At 36.6% G+C, this 21895-nt stretch carries 22 protein-coding genes and 5 tRNA genes; 25 read left to right on the top strand and 2 right to left on the bottom strand.

What is annotated here, in order from left to right:
• The first annotated feature begins 54 nt into the window (after nucleotides 1-54).
• From noc to CD003_RS19260, 5 genes are all read left to right on the top strand, one after another.
• Nucleotides 55-906 (top strand): nucleoid occlusion protein, encoded by an 852-nt coding sequence (gene noc / locus CD003_RS19240; protein WP_096202889.1) that lies wholly within the window; start codon nucleotides 55-57, stop codon nucleotides 904-906.
• Nucleotides 907-1123: 217 nt separating this feature from the next.
• Nucleotides 1124-1879 carry a ParA family protein gene (locus CD003_RS19245; RefSeq protein WP_096202890.1) on the top strand — a complete coding sequence of 252 codons (756 nt, stop codon included), beginning with the start codon at nucleotides 1124-1126 and terminating at the stop codon, nucleotides 1877-1879.
• A complete protein-coding gene (locus tag CD003_RS19250; RefSeq protein ID WP_096202891.1) occupies nucleotides 1879-2736 on the top strand; it encodes a ParB/RepB/Spo0J family partition protein in 858 nt (285 codons plus the stop codon). The genes CD003_RS19245 and CD003_RS19250 overlap by 1 nt, the downstream gene beginning before the upstream one ends.
• Nucleotides 2737-2891: 155 nt before the next feature.
• Nucleotides 2892-4049, top strand: coding sequence for an aminotransferase class V-fold PLP-dependent enzyme (locus CD003_RS19255; RefSeq protein WP_096202892.1), 1158 nt, complete (start codon nucleotides 2892-2894; stop codon nucleotides 4047-4049).
• Nucleotides 4050-4064: 15 nt separating this feature from the next.
• Nucleotides 4065-4805, top strand: a complete 741-nt coding sequence (locus CD003_RS19260; RefSeq protein WP_096202893.1) for a DUF554 domain-containing protein — start codon at nucleotides 4065-4067, stop codon at nucleotides 4803-4805.
• A gap of 77 nt (nucleotides 4806-4882) precedes the next feature.
• Here CD003_RS19260 and yyaC read toward each other — a convergent pair whose 3' ends face one another.
• Nucleotides 4883-5536, bottom strand: coding sequence for a spore protease YyaC (gene yyaC, locus CD003_RS19265; protein ID WP_096202894.1), 654 nt, complete (start codon nucleotides 5534-5536; stop codon nucleotides 4883-4885).
• A 101-nt stretch (nucleotides 5537-5637) separates the two neighbouring features.
• Between yyaC and CD003_RS19270 the strand changes: the two genes are divergently transcribed.
• The 7 genes from CD003_RS19270 (at nucleotide 5638) to CD003_RS19300 (ending at nucleotide 10645) form a co-directional block, all read left to right on the top strand.
• Nucleotides 5638-6654 (top strand): YkvI family membrane protein, encoded by a 1017-nt coding sequence (locus CD003_RS19270; protein ID WP_096202895.1) that lies wholly within the window; start codon nucleotides 5638-5640, stop codon nucleotides 6652-6654.
• 104 nt (nucleotides 6655-6758) lie between these two features.
• A complete protein-coding gene (locus CD003_RS19275; protein WP_096202896.1) occupies nucleotides 6759-6959 on the top strand; it encodes a DUF951 domain-containing protein in 201 nt (66 codons plus the stop codon).
• A gap of 158 nt (nucleotides 6960-7117) precedes the next feature.
• Entirely contained in the window at nucleotides 7118-8218 is a 1101-nt protein-coding gene (gene ychF, locus CD003_RS19280; protein ID WP_096202897.1) for a redox-regulated ATPase YchF, read from the top strand.
• 161 nt (nucleotides 8219-8379) lie between these two features.
• A complete protein-coding gene (rpsF, locus tag CD003_RS19285; protein ID WP_096202898.1) occupies nucleotides 8380-8667 on the top strand; it encodes a 30S ribosomal protein S6 in 288 nt (95 codons plus the stop codon).
• Nucleotides 8668-8694: 27 nt separating this feature from the next.
• Entirely contained in the window at nucleotides 8695-9195 is a 501-nt protein-coding gene (ssb, locus tag CD003_RS19290) for a single-stranded DNA-binding protein (RefSeq protein ID WP_096202899.1), read from the top strand.
• A 110-nt stretch (nucleotides 9196-9305) separates the two neighbouring features.
• Complete coding sequence (rpsR, locus tag CD003_RS19295; RefSeq protein ID WP_096202900.1) at nucleotides 9306-9542, top strand: 30S ribosomal protein S18; 237 nt, start codon at nucleotides 9306-9308, stop codon at nucleotides 9540-9542.
• Nucleotides 9543-9706: 164 nt separating this feature from the next.
• Nucleotides 9707-10645, top strand: coding sequence for an acetamidase/formamidase family protein (locus tag CD003_RS19300; RefSeq protein WP_096202901.1), 939 nt, complete (start codon nucleotides 9707-9709; stop codon nucleotides 10643-10645).
• Nucleotides 10646-10742: 97 nt separating this feature from the next.
• Here CD003_RS19300 and CD003_RS19305 read toward each other — a convergent pair whose 3' ends face one another.
• Complete coding sequence (locus CD003_RS19305) at nucleotides 10743-11066, bottom strand: hypothetical protein (RefSeq protein ID WP_142302899.1); 324 nt, start codon at nucleotides 11064-11066, stop codon at nucleotides 10743-10745.
• Nucleotides 11067-11181: 115 nt separating this feature from the next.
• Between CD003_RS19305 and CD003_RS19310 the strand changes: the two genes are divergently transcribed.
• From CD003_RS19310 to CD003_RS19370, 13 genes are all read left to right on the top strand, one after another.
• On the top strand, nucleotides 11182-11853 hold the full coding sequence (locus CD003_RS19310; protein WP_096202903.1) for an HAD family hydrolase: 672 nt from the start codon (nucleotides 11182-11184) through the stop codon (nucleotides 11851-11853).
• A gap of 4 nt (nucleotides 11854-11857) precedes the next feature.
• On the top strand, nucleotides 11858-12352 hold the full coding sequence (locus CD003_RS19315) for a GNAT family N-acetyltransferase (RefSeq protein ID WP_179295631.1): 495 nt from the start codon (nucleotides 11858-11860) through the stop codon (nucleotides 12350-12352).
• Nucleotides 12353-12564: 212 nt separating this feature from the next.
• Nucleotides 12565-13503, top strand: a complete 939-nt coding sequence (locus CD003_RS19320; RefSeq protein WP_096202905.1) for a YybS family protein — start codon at nucleotides 12565-12567, stop codon at nucleotides 13501-13503.
• Nucleotides 13504-13514: 11 nt separating this feature from the next.
• Nucleotides 13515-15479: a DHH family phosphoesterase gene (locus tag CD003_RS19325; RefSeq protein ID WP_096202906.1), complete on the top strand. Its 1965-nt coding sequence runs from the start codon at nucleotides 13515-13517 to the stop codon at nucleotides 15477-15479.
• Nucleotide 15480: 1 nt separating this feature from the next.
• On the top strand, nucleotides 15481-15924 hold the full coding sequence (gene rplI / locus CD003_RS19330; protein ID WP_096202907.1) for a 50S ribosomal protein L9: 444 nt from the start codon (nucleotides 15481-15483) through the stop codon (nucleotides 15922-15924).
• 199 nt (nucleotides 15925-16123) lie between these two features.
• The gene (gene dnaB / locus CD003_RS19335) at nucleotides 16124-17488 is read left to right on the top strand and encodes a replicative DNA helicase (protein ID WP_096202908.1); all 1365 of its coding nucleotides are present in this window, start codon (nucleotides 16124-16126) and stop codon (nucleotides 17486-17488) included.
• 333 nt (nucleotides 17489-17821) lie between these two features.
• The gene (locus CD003_RS19340; RefSeq protein ID WP_096202909.1) at nucleotides 17822-19108 is read left to right on the top strand and encodes an adenylosuccinate synthase; all 1287 of its coding nucleotides are present in this window, start codon (nucleotides 17822-17824) and stop codon (nucleotides 19106-19108) included.
• 367 nt (nucleotides 19109-19475) lie between these two features.
• Nucleotides 19476-19551: transfer RNA gene (locus CD003_RS19345), tRNA-Lys, on the top strand.
• A gap of 17 nt (nucleotides 19552-19568) precedes the next feature.
• Nucleotides 19569-19643: transfer RNA gene (locus CD003_RS19350), tRNA-Glu, on the top strand.
• 16 nt (nucleotides 19644-19659) lie between these two features.
• A tRNA-Asp gene (locus CD003_RS19355) sits at nucleotides 19660-19736 on the top strand.
• Nucleotides 19737-19748: 12 nt separating this feature from the next.
• Nucleotides 19749-19824, top strand: a tRNA-Phe gene (locus CD003_RS19360).
• An 11-nt stretch (nucleotides 19825-19835) separates the two neighbouring features.
• Nucleotides 19836-19911: transfer RNA gene (locus tag CD003_RS19365), tRNA-Thr, on the top strand.
• A 274-nt stretch (nucleotides 19912-20185) separates the two neighbouring features.
• On the top strand, nucleotides 20186-21694 hold the full coding sequence (locus CD003_RS19370) for a peptidoglycan DD-metalloendopeptidase family protein (RefSeq protein WP_096202910.1): 1509 nt from the start codon (nucleotides 20186-20188) through the stop codon (nucleotides 21692-21694).
• Nucleotides 21695-21895: the final 201 nt, after the last annotated feature.

The raw sequence follows: 21895 nt of genomic DNA on the forward strand, positions 1-21895 counted from the left end.
CTAGTTTTATCGAAGTTATAAAGATGGTAGTTTTCCTAAAGGTGGTGTCAGGCGATGAAGCAGCCGTTTTCACGCCTATTCGGCTTCGGAGAAAGAAATGAAGAGGTAGAGGTAGAAACGAAAGTAAGTGAAAACGAAGAGGTAATGCAAATTGCGATAGTGGATATTGTTCCAAACCGTTTTCAGCCCCGTACTGTATTTGACGATGAACGTATTGAAGAATTAGCTCAAACGATCCGTACTCATGGTGTTATTCAACCAATTGTTGTTCGAGAGCGTAATGGGAAGTTTGAGATAATTGCTGGGGAGCGTCGTTGGCGTGCAGTAACATCATTAGGCTGGGAAAAGATCCCTGCTATAGTAAAGGAATTTAACGATTCTCAAACTGCATCAATTGCATTAATTGAAAACTTACAAAGAGAAGGATTGACTGCAGTAGAAGAGGCAGTAGCCTATGCAAAACTGATTGAACTACATGGATTAACCCAAGAGAGCTTAGCTCAACGTTTGGGGAAAGGTCAGTCAACAATTGCCAATAAGCTACGGTTATTAAACTTGCCCGAAATTATTCAAACAGCAATTTTAGAACGACACATTACGGAACGTCACGCAAGGGCTTTAATTCCATTAAAGAATACGGAATGGCAAGAGCAATTATTAGTAGAAATTTTAGAGCAAGGGTTAAATGTTAAACAAACAGAAGAACGTGTAAAAAGAAAACTAGAAGGGCCCGTCCCTCCAAAGAAGAAAGCTACTCGCAAGGCCTATTCTAAAGATATGAGAATTGCTATGAACACAATTCGACAATCTGTAGACATGGTAGTGAAAAGTGGCCTTTCAATTGATACTGATGAAGAAGAACATGATGATTTCTACCAATTTACAATTCGAATTCCTAAAAAATAAAAGATTATAAGAGTAAGCTCAAGCTTAAGGCTGTTGAGAACATAACCCTTCTTAACAGTTTTTTTCTATTTCCGTCGCTTAGAGACAGAAATCTACTGTTTTGAAAAACCTTATATATAAAACTATGGGATTTTTTTTATTTCCTAATAAAAGAAAATCATTTCATGATAGAATAGTTACAGTTGAAAGAATGCGATCTGTGAAAGAAGGTGTCAGCATGGGGAGAATTATCTCAGTGGCAAACCAGAAAGGTGGGGTTGGAAAGACAACAACCGCCGTTAATCTAAGCGCGTGCTTAGCTTATATTGGAAAGAAAGTATTAATTGTTGATGTTGATCCTCAAGGGAATGCCACAAGTGGAGTAGGAATTGAGAAAGGTGACGTAGACCAGTGTGTCTATGATGTACTAGTAGAAGACGTAGAAGCAAAAGATGTAATTAAATCAACAGATGTTGAAAATTTAGATATTCTACCATCAACGATTCAACTATCAGGTGCTGAGATTGAGTTAGTACCAACAATTTCTAGAGAAGTTCGATTAAAGAGAGCGTTAAGTACAGTAATAGAATCATATGATTATATTATTATAGATTGTCCTCCATCCTTAGGTCTACTTACTATAAATTCATTGACCGCTTCAGACTCAGTGCTAATACCTGTTCAGTGTGAATACTATGCACTTGAAGGATTAAGTCAGTTACTTAACACGGTCAGGCTTGTACAGAAGCACTTAAACACAGATTTAGCTATTGAAGGCGTACTGTTAACAATGCTAGATGCTAGAACTAATTTGGGAATTCAAGTAATTGATGAAGTGAAAAAATACTTCCGTGAAAAGGTATTTAAAACGATTATCCCACGGAATGTTCGATTGGGAGAGGCGCCAAGCCATGGGAAACCAATCATTATATATGATCCAAAGTCTAGAGGAGCCGAAGTGTATTTAGATTTAGCGAAGGAAGTGATTAGCTAATGGCAAAAGGACTCGGAAAAGGCCTTCAAGCATTTTTCCCTGAGATTGAGAATGAACAGGGGAATGAGAATGAGGAAAAAATAAAAGAAGTTAAATTACATGAATTACGTCCCAATCCGTACCAACCACGTAAAGAGTTTTCTGAAGAGGCAATTACTGAACTAAAGGAATCGATTGAAACTCATGGCATTTTACAACCTTTAGTTGTAAGAAAAAGTATCAAAGGGTACGAAATTGTTGTGGGTGAACGTAGATTTCGTGCAGCTAGTGAAGCTGGGTTAGCAACTGTTCCAGTCGTTGTTCGAGAATTGACAGAAGACAGAATGATGGAATTAGCTTTAATCGAAAATCTGCAAAGGGAGGATTTAAATCCAATTGAAGAGGCAGTCGCTTACGAAAAGTTAATGACTCACATGCAAATTACACAAGAACAATTAGCTAAGCGTGTGGGCAAAAGTCGTCCTCATATAGCGAACCATGTTCGATTATTGCAATTACCTGAAGTGGTTCAACAATTTATTTCTGATGGAAAACTATCAATGGGTCATGGACGAGCATTATTAGGTTTAAAAGATAAAAAGAAGCTTTCCCCATTGCTAGAAAAAGTTTTGAAGGAAAAGTTAAGTGTAAGAGAATTAGAGAAATGGGTTCAAAAATTAAATGATAATGTTTCACGTGAAACAAAAAAGAAAGAGCAGGAATCATCTCCTTTTATTAAGTCTAAAGAAGAAACATTACGAAATCGTTTAGGTACTTCTGTTTTCATTAAAAAGGGAAAGAAAAAAGGGAAAATAGAAATCGACTTCTTTTCAGAGGATGATCTAGAGCGTATTTTAATGATGCTTGAAGGAGAGTAATAACTAGCAGTGAAGGTAAAGGTAGTAAACCAGATAATTATGTAAGAGGTTGTCCAAAAGGAAAGCTGAACCTTTTGTGGCAACCTCTTATATTTGGTATAATTTAGGTGTAGATATAATTGTTTCTAAACTCAATATAAAGAGGAGAGAGTAAGTTGGAATATATATATTTGGATCAAGCTGCTTCTTCTTTTCCTAAACCAAAAAAAGTAGCTGAGGCTATGACTGAGGCAGTATTAAAGTATGGAGCAAACCCAGGTAGAGGTGGACATCAACTAGCGCAAAAAGCGGATGAAGTAATCTACCAAACAAGAGTAAAGCTAGCAAAGATGTTTGGGGCTAAACATCCAAATGAAGTTATTTTTTATCAAAATGCAACGATGGCATTGAATCAAGCTATTAAAGGAATCACTTTTAAAGAGGGCGAACATGTCATTACGACTGAATTTGAACATAACTCAGTAAGAAGACCGTTAGAAGCAATAAAAAAGGAAAAGAACATTTCCATTACATATGTTAAACCTAATGAAAACTGGCTTATTAGCGTAGAAAAAATTGAAGAAGCGATACAAGAAAATACGAAAGCAATAATAGTGAGTCATGGCTCGAATGTAACTGGTGCTATTGCTCCTCTGACTGAGATTGGTCAATTAGCGAAAAAAAATGGAATTCTATTAATTGTTGATGCTTCTCAAACAGCAGGAGTTCTCCCAATAGATATGGAAAAATACGGAGTTGATTTACTTGCATTTGCAGGTCATAAAGGTTTGCTTGGCCCACAAGGTACGGGTGCATTAATTGTTCGAGAAAGTATTGAATTAGTTCCATTAATGCATGGTGGTACAGGCAGTCATTCAGAGTCGGTAGAACAGCCGGAACAACGTCCAGCAAGATTTGAAAGCGGAACATTAAATACTCCTGGCATTGCTGGTTTATCTGCTGGAATTGATGAGGTTAAACGAATTGGAATTAATGAAATCTTTGAACATGAATGGAAGCTAACCAAAACATGTATCGAACGTTTACAAAAACTTTCTGGAGTTACTGTTTATGGTCCACTAAAAGAGGTTCGATTAGGTGTTATTCCTTTTGCAATAGAAGGAATTGATGCACAGGAAGTAGCAATGATATTAGATGAACATTATAAGATTGCTGTACGTGCAGGCTTACACTGTAGTCCAATGTCACATCAAGCAATCGGAACGTTAGAATCAGGTGGAACAATCCGTGTAAGCTTTGGTCCATACAATACAGAAGAAGACGTAGATAGATTTGTAGTAGCAATTGAGGAAATTACTTCAGCGTTTATATAGATTGGGGAAAAATAAATGGTTTTAATAGGAACAATTGTAAATGGCTTAGCTATTATCATTGGCGCCTTATTAGGTACTTTAATCAAAAATATACCAGAGGGCATGAAAACGACAGTAATGCAAGCAATTGCATTAGCTGTTGTGATATTAGGAATTAATATGGGATTAAAAAGTGAACAGTTCCTTATCGTTATTGGAAGTCTCGTTATAGGAGGAATCCTTGGTGAGCGTTGGCAATTAGAAGACCGCCTAAACCGATTAGGAAAGTGGCTAGAGAAAAAAATAGGTGCAAAAGAGGATGGTGCTGTAGCGAAAGCTTTTGTTACAGCAACTCTCATTTACGTTGTTGGAGCAATGGCGATTTTAGGCGCCTTAGATAGTGGCTTACGTGGTGACCATTCAATTCTTTATACAAAATCAATGTTGGATGGATTCTCAGCGATTATTTTCACATCAACGTTAGGTATTGGGGTTATTTTCTCGGCTATTCCTGTTGTATTGTATCAAGGCATTATTGCTTTATTTGCGACGAAAATTGACCTTTTTGTTCCTCAAGGCTTAATGGATGCGTTTATTCTTGAAATGACAGCTACTGGTGGTGTTATGATTCTAGCAATCGGACTAAACATCCTAGGTATTTTAAAAATTAGAGTAGCAAATCTTTTACCTGCTATTCTTGTAACGGGAATATTAGTTTTTATCGTGTATTATTGGCAAACTATAACGTTAACAGTTGAAGGCTTTCTTGGTAGATAAGAGAGGAGAGTAAGTATTGAAGACCTGTAAGGGTAACCCCTCTCAGGTCTTCTTTTCGTATTAGTAGAATTATTACATTAAGATAAATTCGTTTCTCTATTATCTTTACTAAAAATACTAGGTTTAATGGCTTGTAGCAAAGAAGGCTTTCTTGTTTTCGGCACAGAGAGGTGTTTATCGGCCATTCTTATACTTTTAACGATTGTATCAGCCATTTTCATTACCACATGCAAGCGAGTGTTTTGGAGTACAAAATATTCCATCATTCCTCCAATATTCACAATACCAGTAATATGCATTTCCCCAACTTCAGGCAATTCCTTTTTAACAGCAGCACCAGGTTTTACTGGGCCCTTTCCAATAGAAATTTTCCCTACGCTATTCATTCTCCCTAAGCAAGCATCAATACCAATAATGTATGGACGATGATGATTGGACTCTATCATTTTTAATTGTTCTTCTAGATTCACTGCATGAACAGGGTGTTCTAATGTTCCATATACTGAAAAAGAAGTAAGAGACTTCTCTTGTAACTTAGATCCTATTAATGGACCTAGAGAATCACCAGTTGAGCGATCCGTACCAATACATACAATAACTAATTCTCGTTGGGAAAAAGGTTCAATGATGTCATGGAGTTGTTCTGCAACGACAGTGGAAGCATCAGGCTCTTCCATATGCACTCGGCATGGTGGTGAATTTTTTTGAAAAAAACCGCGATTTCTTATCATAACTCCCTCTCCTTTGCAATAGTAGTAACAGTATACGGTTATTTTTTCCTTTCTATACATAGAGGCTGAAAATATCACGGGGAGAGAGAGGTAGGGAGAAAATGTGGACTAGCGGATTTAAGTGGATGTTTTTAATAATAGGAACAATGATTGGCGCTGGATATGCGTCTGGGCGGGAATTATGGCAATTTTTTGGCGCTGAAAGTGGACTAGCAATTATTTTATTTACTATATTATTTATCATATGTACGCATGTAATTATGAAAATTAGTTACCGAAGTAGTTCGACTCACTACATCCCAGTTCTTGAACAGTTGATGGGTCGAAAGCTTACAAAGCTATATGACATGATGATTATTCTTTATTTATTTTCCACGACTGTTATTATGCTAGCTGGTGGTGGTGCAACTCTAGAAGTGATTAATCTACCATATTGGTTAGGTATAGCGGTTATTGGAGGCTTACTTATTATTCTTTTTATTTGGGATATAAAAGGGATGACCTCAATGAATTCGGTTATCATCCCCCTATTAATTGTATCTCTACTAGGTACGTTACTAGTATTTCAATACTTCAATGGGTTTCCAATTGAATTTAAATTTAGTGAACAAAATAATTGGCCTGCTGCGTTAACATTTACAGCCTTAAATATCCTTCCTTTAATTGCAGTTTTAGCAGCAGTTGGGAATGAAGTAAAGAGAGAAGGGGAGATTTGGATTGCTAGTACAGGAGCGGGGTTAGTACTAGGAGGAATTTCATTTATTTATAATGAATCTCTCATCCAAGTAGCTGGCGACATCATTCTTTACGAAATTCCGTTATTTGCGATCTTGAAAGAGTATCCTTATTTTATGGTACTAGTCATGTCAGCGTTATTATGGATAGCTATTTACACAACAGCAGCTGCAGGATTATTTGGATTAATTTCTAGGTTCAAAGAACTCATTAATATACCAGCTTGGCTACTTGCTATGGCTTTGTTATTAGCTATGGTACCACTTACAACTTTTGGGTTTTCAACATTGGTATCCGTTCTTTACCCGCTTTACGGATTATTGAACCTGTATGTATTTGCATCAATTCTTCTTTATCCGATAATGAAGCGACGTACTCGGTAGTAAAGAGAGCATTTGAACTTATAAATTCAATTTCCAGTTCAATCAATCAATAGTGTATAATACTTAGAAATAGAAGATACAAGCTCTTAAAAGGGAGTGAACATATGATCGATAAAGAATTTGCCCTAAATGATGTCGTAGAGATGAAAAAGCCTCACCCTTGTGGAGAAAACAAATGGAAAATTATCCGAATGGGCATGGATATTCGGATTAAATGCCTAGGGTGTGATCATAGCGTGATGATACCGCGAAAGGAATTTTCCAGAAAGTTAAAAAAAATATTAGAAAAAGCGGAGCAATCATAAGGAAGAATATAGAAACAAGGCGATGTATCTAGTACACAAATTCATCGTCTTGTTTTTTTTTGTGCAAATCACTATAATTATGAAGGGTATGCAAAGTTTAGAAACTAGTTCATTATGTAAATAAAAAGGTTGGTATAAAGAAAAGGAAGTGAAGATAAATGGCATTAACAACAGGAATTGTTGGTTTACCGAACGTTGGGAAATCAACATTATTTAATGCAATAACACAAGCTGGGGCAGAATCAGCTAACTATCCATTCTGTACAATTGATCCTAATGTAGGAATTGTTGAAGTACCAGATGCACGTCTACAAAAATTAACAGAACTAATTGTACCTAAGAAAACTGTACCAACGGCTTTCGAATTTACTGATATTGCAGGGATTGTTGAAGGAGCTAGTAAAGGAGAAGGACTTGGAAATAAGTTCTTATCTCATATTCGTCAAGTAGATGCTATTTCCCACGTTGTACGCTGTTTTGAGGATGAAAACATTACTCACGTATCAGGGCGTGTAGACCCAATTAATGATATTGAAGTCATTAATTTAGAATTAATCTTAGCTGATTTAGAAAGCATTGATAAGCGTGTTGATCGTGTAAAGAAGCTAGCTAAGACAAAGGATAAAGAAGCTGTAGCAGAGTATGATGTATTAGTGAAATTAAAGGAGGCTTTTGAAGATGAAAAGCCTGCTCGAAGTGTTGAGTTAACTGATGAAGAAAAGAAAATTGTTCATGGGTTACATTTACTAACAATGAAACCTGTTCTTTATGTTGCAAATGTAAGTGAAGAAGACTTATTAAATCCAGAAGATAATGATTTAGTTAAACGTGTTAAAACATTTGCTAAAGAAGAAAATTCAGAAGTGATTGTTGTTTGTGCAAAGGTTGAATCAGAAATCGCTGAACTTGATGGTGACGAAAAGGAAATGTTCTTAGAAGAGCTAGGAATTAAAGAATCTGGCTTAGACCAATTAATTCGTGCAGCTTATCATTTACTTGGTCTTCGTACGTATTTTACTGCTGGAGTTCAGGAAGTACGTGCATGGACTATTCGTGAAGGTACGAAAGCTCCACAAGCAGCCGGTGTTATTCATACAGATTTCGAACGCGGATTCATTCGTGCAGAAGTTGTAGCTTATAATGACCTAGTAGAAGCAGGTTCACATGCTGCAGCGAAGGAAAAAGGAAAAGTTCGTTTAGAGGGTAAAGAGTATATTGTTGAAGATGGAGATGTAATTCACTTCCGTTTCAATGTGTAACGGTTTTGATTATTGAGACTAATATAGATAAAAGTTAAGGCTTGTGCTTGTATAGTACAAGCCTTTCTGTTATAATCAAAAAATGCGAGTAAATAACATTTGTTATTATTGCTCCTTGCTCCGATAGTGGAGCCGTTAAGACCAAAAGGAGGTGACTTAGAGTGCGTAAATACGAAATTATGTATATTATTGCTCCTAACCTAGAAGATTCAGCTGCAAAGGAAATCGTTGAGCGTTTCAACGGTGTTCTTACAACTAATGGTGCTGAGATTGAAAAGGTTGATGAAAAGGGTAAGCGTCGTTTAGCATACGAAATCAATAACTTCACTGAAGGTTATTATGTATTGCTTAATGTTCAAGCTACTCCAGAAGCAATTGCAGAATTTAACCGTTTAATCAAAATCAACGATAACGTTATTCGCGTGTTAATCGTGAAGGACGAAGAGTAATTGAAACAATAAGGGGGAGGGGTTCTGATGATTAACCGTGTCGTTCTTGTAGGACGCTTGACTAAAGATCCAGAGCTAAAGTATACGCCAAATGGTGTAGCTGTTGCCAACTTTACACTTGCTGTTAACCGTCCTTTCGCAAACCAACAAGGTGAGCGTGAGGCAGACTTCATCAATTGCATAATTTGGAGAAAACAGGCTGAAAATGTAGCTAATTACTTACGTAAAGGAAGTTTAGCTGGACTTGAAGGTCGAATCCAAACGCGTAGCTTTGATGATAGTAACGGTCAGCGTCAATTTAGAGTTGAAGTAGTAGGGGATAGTGTTCAATTTCTTGAACCTAGAAACGCAAGTGGTAATCAAGGCTCAGATCAATTCAGAGGTGCACCTGCACCAATGAATCAAGGTCAAGGTGGCTACGGAGGTCAACAGCAAAATCAGAATCGCAACCAATCTCGTTTAAATGATGATCCATTTGCTAATGATGGTAACCCAATCGACATCTCTGATGACGACTTACCATTTTAGTAGATAGGGTAGTTTGAACTGTAGATGTTTGAATCACCTCCCTTATGTTTTATTTAGCAGACTAATGATGTGGTGAATAGAAATTTCTAAAAAGCAAGGAGGGAATTTAAATGGCTCGTAGAGGACGTGGACCAAAACGCCGTAAAGTTTGTTACTTTACAGTAAATAAAATCACGAAAATTGATTATAAAGATACAGATCTTCTTAAGAAATTCGTTTCAGAACGTGGAAAGATTCTTCCTCGTCGTGTAACTGGAACTTCAGCTAAGTATCAACGTCAATTAACTACAGCAATTAAGCGCGCTCGTCAAATCGCTTTATTGCCTTACGTTAATGAAGTTAACTAATAAGTGATAAAAGGCATGGTAGAGGTTTACTCTATCATGCCTTTTTGTGTTTCCAACATATACGTTTTATTACTCTTTTCGAGTGATATAATAAATCGAACTGCTCTTTGTAGGGAATTACTTTAAATAATGTGGTGAAAAGTCTATATAGTGGAGGAAAAGAAATGGGAAAGAAATATTTTCTTGAGCCAAGTAACGAAACGCTACATGGGTCTTTTAGTAAGGATTATGTTCCAATACTAACAATTAACTCTGGAGATTCAGTACAATATAAAACTGTTGATATCGGTTGGGGGTATGCAACGGAAGATGGTCATAAGGTGCAGTATCAATCAAGGGAGAACGAAACTGCATGGGGTCATCCTGTAATCGGTCCAATTGCAATACAGCATGCTAAGCCAGGTATGACATTAGAAGTAAAGATAAATGATCTTGTTCCTAGCTGGTATGGATGGAATTGTGCTGGGGGAACAAAAGCATGGCATAATGAGAAGCTTGGGCTATCAAATGAGAAGAGAATCCAGCTTGATTGGAAGCTAGATAGTAAACTAATGATAGGTTCTTGTAGTTACAGGGATAAAACCTTTTCTGTAACTCTTACGCCATTTATGGGTGTAATGGGTACGGCTCCAAGTGAACCAGGTGTACATTCAACTACCCCACCTAGATACTGTGGTGGAAACATCGATTGTAGGGAGCTAGTGAGAGGGAGTAGCTTATTTTTGCCAGTTGCTATAGAGGGAGCACTTTTTTCTGTTGGGGATGGCCATGCAGCACAAGGAGATGGAGAAGTATCAGGTCAAGCGATTGAATGTCCAATGGAAGTAGTAGATTTAACGTTTAAACTACGAGATGACATGAACCTTAAGATGCCTAGGGCTCATACCCCATCTAGTTGGGTTACATTCGGTTTCCATGAAGACTTGAACGAAGCGACCATTATTGCACTAGAAGAAATGCTAGATTTAATCCAAACCCTATACAATGTAGATAAACAAGAAGCAGCAGCTCTAGCAAGTGTTGTTGTTGATTTGCGGATAACACAAATAGTTAACGGTATAAAAGGAGTACATGCTGTATTACCACATGGTTCGATCCGTTAAAGCAATTAATAAAAAATTTCTTGCCATATTTATCCGGAAGAATTATATTAAATGACAAATAAAGTAGACCATATCAAAGTGGTCTACTTTATTTCATTTAGTGAAACTGAATATAGTCTTTATTATCTTGTAGTAGCTGTTCGCTCATCTTAAAAATTAACTGCTCTCCTTGGCTAGTTTTTGGAGTGAATTGCAATTGCTCATTTTTTTTATCTTTTTGTAAAGTAATTTGCATATGCCGATTATCTGCCAATAGCCAATTTGATTTATCTAGTTGTTTGTAAATAATATCAACTTCAAGTATTGTACCAAACTCATGTACAAATTCATTAAAGATTAATCCATAGGAATCGTCATCTTCTTCTTTTTTGATATAGTTTGCATATGGACTATCAGTATAGAATGACGATAAAATTTGCATTGTTTTTTTCTCCATATTCGATCCTCCAACATCATACTATTGTTAGTTTGTCTATTATAATAGAGATCATTCAATGTAAAGTAGGATAAGATATAAACTAGGAGGTGTTTTCAACATGATAAAGGCAGTAATTTTTGATTGTGATGGGTTATTAATTGATACCGAAACACCATGGTACTGGGCTAATAAGGAGTTGTATCAGCAGTATGATATAGACCTTCCATTAGAATTATATGCAAAGTGTATTGGTAATCCAACATTTGAAGACTTTCATCCGTATGAATATTTGAAAGAAAAAGGGCAACTAAAAATAGAAACAAAAGAGTTGCAGAAAAAAGCAGGAGCAATTCATAAACGAATTATGAGTACACAAGAATTACGTCAGGGAGTAATCGATTATTTAGAGGAAGCAAAGAAATTGGGAGTCAAAATTGGATTAGCGTCAAGTTCAAATGAAGCATGGGTTTTAAACTTGCTGAATCGGTTTGATATTCTAGGTTATTTCGATACGATCTGTACGGGAGATATGGTAGAGAGAGCCAAGCCTTATCCTGATTTATATGAAGCTGCTCTAAAAAATTTACAGGTTAATAAGCATGAGGCAATAGCTTTTGAAGATTCGGTAAATGGATTACTGGCAGCGAAAGCAGCAGGTTTGTCGTGTGTCATTGTTCCAAATGAAGCAACATCAGTTCTTACTTTTGAAAATCATGACTTTCAAATAGAATCGATGTCAGATATGTCATTGAAAGAAATTTTTAATGAAATAGATGTGAATGGAGAATAGGACCTTGAGTATTAGATTAGAAAAATTAACAGAACAAGATGGGCAATCTTTGTTTGCTTTTGAAAAGCAGAATCGAAGTTTTTTTGAAACAATGGTACCAAGTCGGGGAGATGAGTACTATATATACGAAAACTTTGAAAGGGGGTTGAAAGCTTTAGTAGAGGAGCAACTCGAAGGAACATCTTTATTTTACTTAATAAAAGATGAGTCGAATTTAATTCTTGGTCGAATGAATGTTGTAGATATTGAAAAAGAAGACCAGTCTGGTTCGATTGGATATCGTATCGGTGAAGCATTCTTAAAAAAAGGGATTGCATCTAAAGCACTAGCAATTTTGTTGCATGAAGCAAAAGAGCATAAAATCAAACAATTGTATGCAAAGACAACAATCGAAAATGTTGGATCCCAGAAAGTATTAGAAAAGAACGGATTTTTACAAATTGGTAAAGTTGATTCGAATGGAATTACATTCATTCAGTATGAATTAAGTTCAAACTAGTATCTGATAATAAAAACTATAGGTATTAGGATAGCTATCGAAAGAAAAGATAAAAGTGATTATTCGTACTTGAGATCTCCTCTTAGCAGCAAATAAGTATGTAGGTTATAAATAGAAGGTTTCTCATGTAGGATGTGTGTACCTTTCACTTTAGTGTGAAGTACGATAAAATAGTAAGGTAATGTTTCTAGTTGTAGTAATGAGGTGAAAGAGTGAATAGAACAAGGACGCTAACAGAAGGAGCTATACTGGCTGCTCTGTTTGCAGTAATTTTATTTTTGACATTGTACGTTCCGCTAATTGGAGGACTTGTTGTATGGTTTTTGCCATTGCCGTTTATTATTTATACGATTCGTCATGGGTTAAAGCCAAGTTTTATGTTATGGATAGCTACATTATTTGTTAGCTTTATTATTGGTGGAATTGTCGTCCTACCATTAGCTCTTTTCTTTGGTAGTGGAGGTATTGTTGTAGGTGAACTGTATAGAAGAAAAAAGAATGCTTTTGTTATTCTTTTAGGTGGAAGCCTTACATACATTGTTAATTTGTTACTATCTTTTGTAATAAGTATTTTAGTGTTTGGAATTCACCCACTTTATACAATTCAAGAGATGATGACTCAATCAATTAAGACAGCAGAGCAAATGCTAAGCGGACTTGGACAAGAGTCGACTGAGCAACTTGAACCGATGTATGAAATGGTTGAACGTTTAATGTACCTAGGGCCTGTTATGATAATTTTAGTTGGGATTACATACGCTCTAATAATCCAATTAATTTCGAATGTAGTTGTGAAGAGATTAGGTCATGATATTCAAACATTCCCAGCTTTCCGTGATTGGCAGTTTCCAAAATCGTTTATTTGGTATTACTTGATTGCATCAATCTTTATCATTGTTGGAATGGAAGAAGGTTCAACAATGTACATTGTTGTGTGGAATCTATTCCCTATCTTAGATATAGTCATGATTGTTCAAGGTTTGGCATTCATTTTTTATTATTGCTATGCAAAGGGAATAAGCAAGGGAATACCGATTACTATTGCTATTGTTGGTTTATTTTTACCTTTTGTCCTTTATATTGTAAAGATATTAGGTATAATTGACTTAGGGTTCGATCTAAGGAAACGGTTAGAAAGTCATAAGAAATAGGAGTTGACATTATGCCAAAGTTCTTAATGACAAGGTGGCATGGATCTCACGTCATTGTCTTGTTTGCAGTGTCGTTAGTATTTATAACCATTTTAACCTTTTATCGATGGGAAATCGGAGTAATTGGCCTATTTTTATTAGGAATAGTTTTTATTTATACAAAGAGGGCAAAGGATTCATTTGAACAGAATTTAGAGGAGTATGTTTCCACTCTTTCCTATCGTGTAGACAAAGCAGGGGATGAAGCAGTTAATAAAATGCCTGTCGGGATGATACTTTATAACGAAGAATTTATTATCCAGTGGGCAAATCCTTATATGAATTCATTTCTTTCAGAAGAGCTCATAGGGAAAAGCCTGTCAGAGTTCTCGGAACAGGTTAGTTCATTTATTAAAAGCGACAATGAAGAGCAATTAGTTACAATTGATGACCAATATTATCACATCTCGGTTGTCAAAGATGAGAGACTTATTTATTTCTTTAATGTTACAGATACGGAAAAAACAAAAGAGCTTTATGAAGAAGAGCAAACAGCGATTGCACTCATTTATTTAGATAATTATGATGAAGTAACGCAAGGAATGGAAGACCAGGTTCGAAGCAAGTTAATTAGCCAAGTGACATCAGCGCTAAATAATTGGGCTAGTGAGTATGGAGTGTTTCTACGACGAACATCATCAGACCGGTTTTTGGCAGTATTGAATCAACGTTCTTTACACTTAATTGAAGAAACAAAATTTGATATCCTTGATCAAATTCGTGAAGCAACAGGAAAAGAGAAAATACCAATTACATTAAGTGTTGGGATAGGGGCTGGTGAACCGTCACTACGAGAGTTAGGTGCCCTTGCCCAGTCTAGCTTAGATTTGGCACTTGGCCGTGGTGGAGATCAAGTGGCGATTAAGCAGAAGAACGGTAAGGTCCGTTTCTATGGAGGAAAATCAAATGCGATGGAGAAAAGGACAAGAGTCCGTTCTCGCGTGATATCCCATGCTTTGCGTGATTTTGTTGTAGAAAGTGACCGAGTAATTATAATGGGTCACAAAAATCCTGATATGGATTCTATTGGTGCAGCTATTGGTGTGCTGAAAATAGCGGAAGTTAATGAGAAAGAAGGCTATGTCGTTCTAGACCCAAATGATATTAATCCAGATGTTCAGAAATTGATGGAAGAAATCGAGTTACATGATAGCTTATGGTCAAAATTTATTACACCTGAGCAGGCTCTAGAAGAATTATCAGAACAAACACTTTTAGTAGTTGTCGATACTCATCGACCTTCGTTAGTTATTGAACCAAGGTTACTTGACCGAGTAGAACGAGTCGTTGTACTTGATCATCATAGACGTGGCGAGGAATTCATAGAAGATCCTGTTCTTGTTTATATGGAGCCTTATGCTTCCTCTACAGCCGAGCTCGTTACGGAACTTTTAGAGTATCAACCGAAGCAATTAAAAATGGATATTCTAGAAGCTACAGCTTTAATGGCAGGAATAATCGTCGATACAAAATCCTTTGCTATACGTACAGGGGCTCGAACTTTTGATGCTGCGTCCTTCTTACGTTCCAAAGGCGCAGACACAATACTAGTACAAAAATTATTAAAAGAAGATATCCAGCATTATGTAAAACGTTCTAGACTAATTGAAAATGCAACACTTTATCATGGCGGAGTTGCGATTGCAAAAGGAAAAGAAAATGATACATATAGCCAAGTCTTAATTGCCCAGGCAGCAGATACGTTACTTACAATGAATGAAGTCGTTGCTTCATTTGTTATATCCTATCGGAAAGATAAGCGTGTAAGTATAAGCGCTCGCTCATTAGGAGAAGTAAATGTCCAATTAATTATGGAAAAATTAAATGGCGGTGGGCATCTTACAAATGCTGCTACTCAAATAGAAGGTGTAACAATTGAGGAAGCTGAAGATTTATTAATAGAAATAATAGATTCATATTTCGAAGGGGGAAACTAACATGAAGGTTATTTTTCAGCAAGACGTTAAAGGTAAGGGTAAAAAGGGAGAAGTTAAAAATGTATCAGAAGGATATGCTCGTAACTATCTGTTACCAAACAAATTAGCGGTTGAAGCTACACAAGGGAATATAAAGAGTTTAGATAATCAAAAGAAAAGTGAGCAAAAGAAAGAACAAGAAGAACTTGAAGTTGCAAAAAAGTACAAAGAAGAGCTTGAAAGCCTTACAATAGAAGTTAAAGCAAAGTCTGGTGAAGGTGGTCGTCTATTCGGTGCAGTATCTACAAAACAAATTGCTGAGACATTAAGTAAGATGAAGAAAAAGGTAGATAAGCGTAAGATTATGTTAGACGATCCAATTCGTGCATTAGGATATACAAATGTACCAATTAAGATTCACCCAGAGGTAATTGCTACAGTGAAAGTTCATGTTGTTGAAGAATAAATAGAATTGAAAAGGGGGTGTCCCAAAAGGCTGAGTATTACCTTTTGTGGCACCCCCTAAGCAATGTATCAAGTTACAAGTATTAGGCTAATGGAAAGTAATTCAAAATTACATCCAAAAATTGATGGTAAACTTTTAAGAGAGAAGTTAGTACAATAAACAGATACATGTGAGGTAAGGAAGGAGTTGGAGGAACTTTATGAGTGATTTATTTGCAGATCGTACCCCACCACAAAATATTGAGGCAGAACAAGCAGTGTTAGGGGCAATTTTCTTAGAGGATCAAGCGTTAGTCACAGCATCTGAGCGTCTCTCTCCTGAGGATTTTTACCGTGCAGCTCATCAACGAATTTATCAAGTTATGATTGAACTTGCTGAAAAGGGAGAGCCGGTCGATCTTGTTACTGTGACATCTGAGCTACAAGACCATAAATGGCTAGATGATATCGGGGGAGTTTCCTATTTAAGTGATTTGGCAAATTCAGTACCAACAGCAGCAAACATAGATTACTATAGTCAAATTGTAGAGGAAAAATCATTATTACGTCGTTTAATTCGAGTTGCTACTAATATAGCAGCAGACGGTTATGCTAGTGAAGATGAAGTTGCAACAATATTAGATGAAGCGGAAAAAACAATATTAGATGTAGCCCATAGAAAAAATTCCGGAGCCTTTGTTTCGATTAAAGATGTACTTGTTGAAACGTACGACAAAATTGAAATGCTTCAAAATCAAACGGGTGATATAACGGGTATACCATCAGGTTTCGTTGAGCTAGATCGAATGACAGCTGGTTTCCAGAGAAATGACCTAATTATTGTGGCTGCCAGACCGTCAGTAGGTAAGACAGCATTTGCCCTTAATATTTCACAAAATGTCGCAACGAAAACGGATGAAAATGTAGCTATTTTTAGTTTAGAGATGGGTGCTAGTCAGCTAGTTCAGCGTATGCTTTGTGCTGAGGGTAATATTGATGCTCAGAAGATGAGAACAGGAAAGCTAGATCCTGAGGATTGGCAAAAGCTAACGATGGCAATGGGGAGTCTCTCAAAGGCTGGCATTTATATTGATGACACACCAGGTATCCGAGTTAATGATATTCGAGCTAAATGTCGGCGTTTAAAGCAAGAAAAAGGCCTTGGAATGATTATGATTGATTACTTACAGTTAATTCAAGGAAACGGAAAAAGTGGAGAAAATCGTCAACAGGAAGTATCAGAAATTTCTCGTTCCCTTAAATCGTTAGCTAGAGAATTAAGTGTTCCTGTTATTGCTCTTTCCCAGTTATCTCGTGGAGTTGAGTCGAGACAGGACAAACGTCCAATGATGAGTGATATTCGTGAGTCAGGGAGTATTGAGCAGGATGCGGATATCGTTGCTTTCTTATATCGTGATGATTACTATGATAAGGAAACGGAAAACCAAAATATTATTGAAATCATTATTGCAAAACAACGTAATGGTCCTGTAGGGACAGTGGAGCTTGCCTTTGTAAAAGAATACAATAAATTCGTGAATCTCGATAGGCGTTTTGACGAGAAAAGTATGCCGCCTGGAGCATAAAAACAGTAAAGGTTATCTCAGTAGTAGAGATAGCCTTTTTTTACGTTATGTATAGCACTCATATAAATGATACGTTTTGTAAATACTATACATGAAAATATCACAGAATTTTAATAATTTTGCTCAAGGAATATGGGAGGTTTATGTCGAAATTAGTATTCTCAAGTTACATAGTATAAGTTTTACGAACAAATTTTGATTTAGATAATAAAATGTTCGGGTTTGGTTGACTTTATCATTGTAAATTGATACACTAATCTAGGGTTTTTTATGATAATTAAACAAATTGTTACACGTGAAACATTGTAACAATTATTGCGGAGGTGCACGTAGATGTCATCAGTTGTTGTTGTAGGTACCCAGTGGGGGGACGAAGGGAAAGGGAAAATTACCGATTACCTTTCAGAGAAGGCAGAAGTAGTAGCACGTTACCAAGGTGGTAATAATGCTGGTCATACGATTGTTTTTGGTGGAACAAAATATAAGTTGCATTTAATTCCTTCTGGGATTTTTTATAAAGATAAAGTTTGTGTAATTGGAAATGGTATGGTTATTGACCCGAAAGCTCTTGTAACAGAGTTAGCTTATTTACATGAGCGCAATGTTGATACAAGTAATCTTCGTATTAGTAACAGAGCACACGTAATCCTACCTTATCATTTGAAGTTAGATATCGTAGAAGAAGAGCGTAAAGGTGATAACAAAATCGGTACAACGAAAAAAGGTATCGGGCCTGCCTATATGGATAAAGCTGCTCGTATGGGTATTCGTATTGCTGATTTACTAGATAAAGAAGATTTTGAACAAAAGTTAGAGCGTAATCTTGTTGAAAAAAACCGTATGTTTGAAAAGTATTATGAAGTAGAAGGATTTACGAAAGAAGAAATACTTGAAGAGTACTATGAATACGGACAACAAATTGCAAAATACGTGACTGATACATCAGTTGTGTTAAATGATGCTCTTGATGATGGTCGTCGTGTTCTTTTTGAAGGTGCACAAGGTGTTATGCTAGATATTGACCAAGGTACATATCCATTCGTTACTTCTTCAAACCCAATTGCTGGTGGAGTAACAATTGGTTCAGGTGTAGGTCCTTCAAAAATTAACCATGTTGTAGGAGTTTCAAAAGCTTATACAACGCGTGTTGGTGATGGACCATTCCCAACTGAGTTACATGATGAGATCGGTGACCAAATTCGTGAAATAGGAAACGAATATGGTACGACTACAGGTCGCCCACGTCGAGTAGGTTGGTTTGATAGTGTGGTTGTTCGTCATGCTCGTCGTGTAAGTGGAATCACAGATCTTTCTTTAAATTCAATTGATGTGTTAACTGGAATTAAGAAATTAAGAATTTGTACTGCATATAAATATAAAGGTGAAGTAATCGAGCATTTCCCAGCAAGCTTAAAAGTACTTGCTGAGTGTGAGCCTGTATTTGAAGAGCTTCCTGGGTGGGATGAAGACATTACTGGAGTAAAATCACTGGACGAGCTTCCGGAAAATGCTCGTCATTATTTAGAGCGCATTTCTCAACTAACAGGAATTCCTTTATCAATTTTCTCTGTAGGTCCAGATAGAAACCAAACGAATCTAATTCGGGGTGTATTCTCGTAATAATAAAAAGAGTATGTACCAAAAGGTGAAGTCTTTACCTTTTGGTACAAGCTCTATATTATTAAGTACTTTTAAAAATGTTTTATAAAAATAATAAAAAGTACTTGCACACTCAAAATAATCATGATAATATAAATCTTGTCCTTAAGAGAAATACACAAAAAAGAAATTAGTAATTAACAATTGTCAATTGACAATTGACAATTAAAGAGAGCCATTAGCTCAGTTACGAGCAAAACTGCTTGATAAACTACGAGTTGTCTCGACGGATACACTACGAAGCAATACTAGAAGAGGAAGAGACAGGTTACTACAGAGCAGAGCACCGTCCGTAAGTTGCATGAAATACTTACAGTTATAACATCAAGAGCCATTAGCTCAGTTGGTAGAGCATCTGACTTTTAATCAGAGGGTCGAAGGTTCGAATCCTTCATGGCTCACCATTTAATTTTCACTAAATGGCCCGTTGGTCAAGCGGTTAAGACACCGCCCTTTCACGGCGGTAACACGGGTTCGAATCCCGTACGGGTCACCAATTAAATTTAAAAAATGGTCCGGTAGTTCAGTTGGTTAGAATGCCTGCCTGTCACGCAGGAGGTCGCGGGTTCGAGTCCCGTCCGGACCGCCATTTTTTTATAAAGGCTCAGTAGCTCAGTCGGTAGAGCAATGGACTGAAAATCCATGTGTCGGCGGTTCGATTCCGTCCTGAGCCACCATTTTGGAAAGTGCCGGTGTAGCTCAACTGGTAGAGCAACTGACTTGTAATCAGTAGGTTGGGGGTTCAAGTCCTCTTGCCGGCACCACTACATATTAATAATAGCAAGAAACATAAACCTTTCATTTTAGAAAGGCTTTTTTTATGTTCAAGTAATTGGATTTATCTATGGACTTTTTTGGTAAATATGTTGTTGTATTCTTTCCTTTGTATCAAATATTACAGTTTCTTTTCTTTTTTCATACGAAGGGACAAGGGTATCAACTTGTGCTAAAATAAAAAAGGTTGTAGAAAATTGTCTAAATAATGTATTGAAGGGAAATCTCTCTTCTTAAATAACAGGAACATTTCAGGAGGAAACTATGATTCTCGCAAAAAAGAATGATAGATTTAATCGTATAAAAAAATATAAGTCACTGTTTTCACAAATAAAAAGTACTGCTAAGAGTTTCTTAGTACATACTTCACAAAAATCAAAAGCTGTTCTAGGTGTAGCAGTTTGTTCAGCTCTACTAGTAGCATCTCCAGTAGTAGAGGCGACTGATCATGCTTCGTCAACATTAGATACTATTTATCATGTATTTGTAAATGGAGAGCGGATTGGAAGTATTCATGATAAAGAGGAGTTTGAGCTATTAGCTGAAGAAAAGATTGCTGAATTGAAAAAAGAATTCTCATCTTTGCAACTAGTTATAGGTGAAGAAGTAGAGCTAATTCCAGAACGTGTTTTTCGTGCTCGAACAAAAACTGAAGAAACGATGGAGAAGCTAGCTGAAACTTTGACTGTAAAAGCAGAGGCAGTTGCATTAGAGGTAGAGGGAGAAGCACTTCTTTTTGTACCTGAAATTGAAATTGCTGAGGAAGTTTTACGTGCATTAAAGCTACAATATGTTGCTGAAGAACAACTTGAGGCAATTGAAGAAGAGCAACAACTAGAAGAACAACTAGAGCCTGGGGAAAGAATGGTACGTGATGTACAGCTTTCTGCTGGTGTTTCAATTGTCGAAGGACTAGCTGTACCAGAAGATGTATTAAGTGTAAGCGAAGCTGTAAAGCAATTAAATTTAGGAACACTAGAAGAACAGCTATACGAAGTTCAACCAGGAGATGTACTTGGTTCAATTGCAAGCAAGCACGAATTAACAATCGATGGAATTCTTTCATTAAATACAGCTATTACAGAGGATACATTACTTCAGATAGGACAAGAGATAAATGTAACTGCTTATGAGCCACTTGTTACAGTTCTAGTAGAAGAGATAGCAACTATTGAAGAAGAAATTCCGTTCCAAACAGAAACGAAAGAAGATTCATCTCTATGGAAGGGCGATACGAAAGTAACTCAAGAAGGAAAGCCAGGGAAACGAGTAGTAAGCTATGAACTTAAAAAGGAAAATGGAAAGACAATTCAGCGAGCAATTACACATGAAGAAGTTATTGTCGAACCAGTAAATCGAATTGTAGTTAAAGGAACGAAGGAATCTCCATCGAGAGGAACAGGAAATTTAGCTTGGCCAGCAGTTGGCGGCTACATCTCTAGTTACCAAGGTATGCGCTGGGGGAGAATGCATAGAGGAATTGATATAGCTAGACCTAGTAACTACAACATTCTAGCAGCTGACAATGGTACAGTTACAGCGGCAGGTTGGAGAAATGGTTATGGTAATTCAATTACCATCAATCATAATAATGGTATAGAAACGTTCTATGCACATTTAAACTCAATTGATGTAAGTGTAGGAGATACAGTAGGTCAAGGACAAAAGATAGGCGTCATGGGGCAAACCGGAAACTCAACTGGAATCCATCTTCACTTCGAAGTATTTAAAAGTGGTAAACTAGAAAATCCAATGGACTATCTTAATAGATAATTTGGTAATGGAAAAATGCGTAAACAGGGTAATCTGTTTGCGCATTTTTTTATCTTTATAAGGTAGAGGAAGTTAAGAAAGTAGAAATAGTTGTGTTACAAAAGCTAGTAGAGACTTTTGATACTCTTTCTATAATCAGGTGTCCTAGCTATTTGTTTAGAATATGGGGAAAATCCCACTGTTTAATATTTATCAAGACAA

The sequence above is a fragment of the Bacillus sp. FJAT-45350 genome (assembly GCF_002335805.1).
Classification (GTDB): Bacteria; Bacillota; Bacilli; order Bacillales; family NISU01; genus FJAT-45350.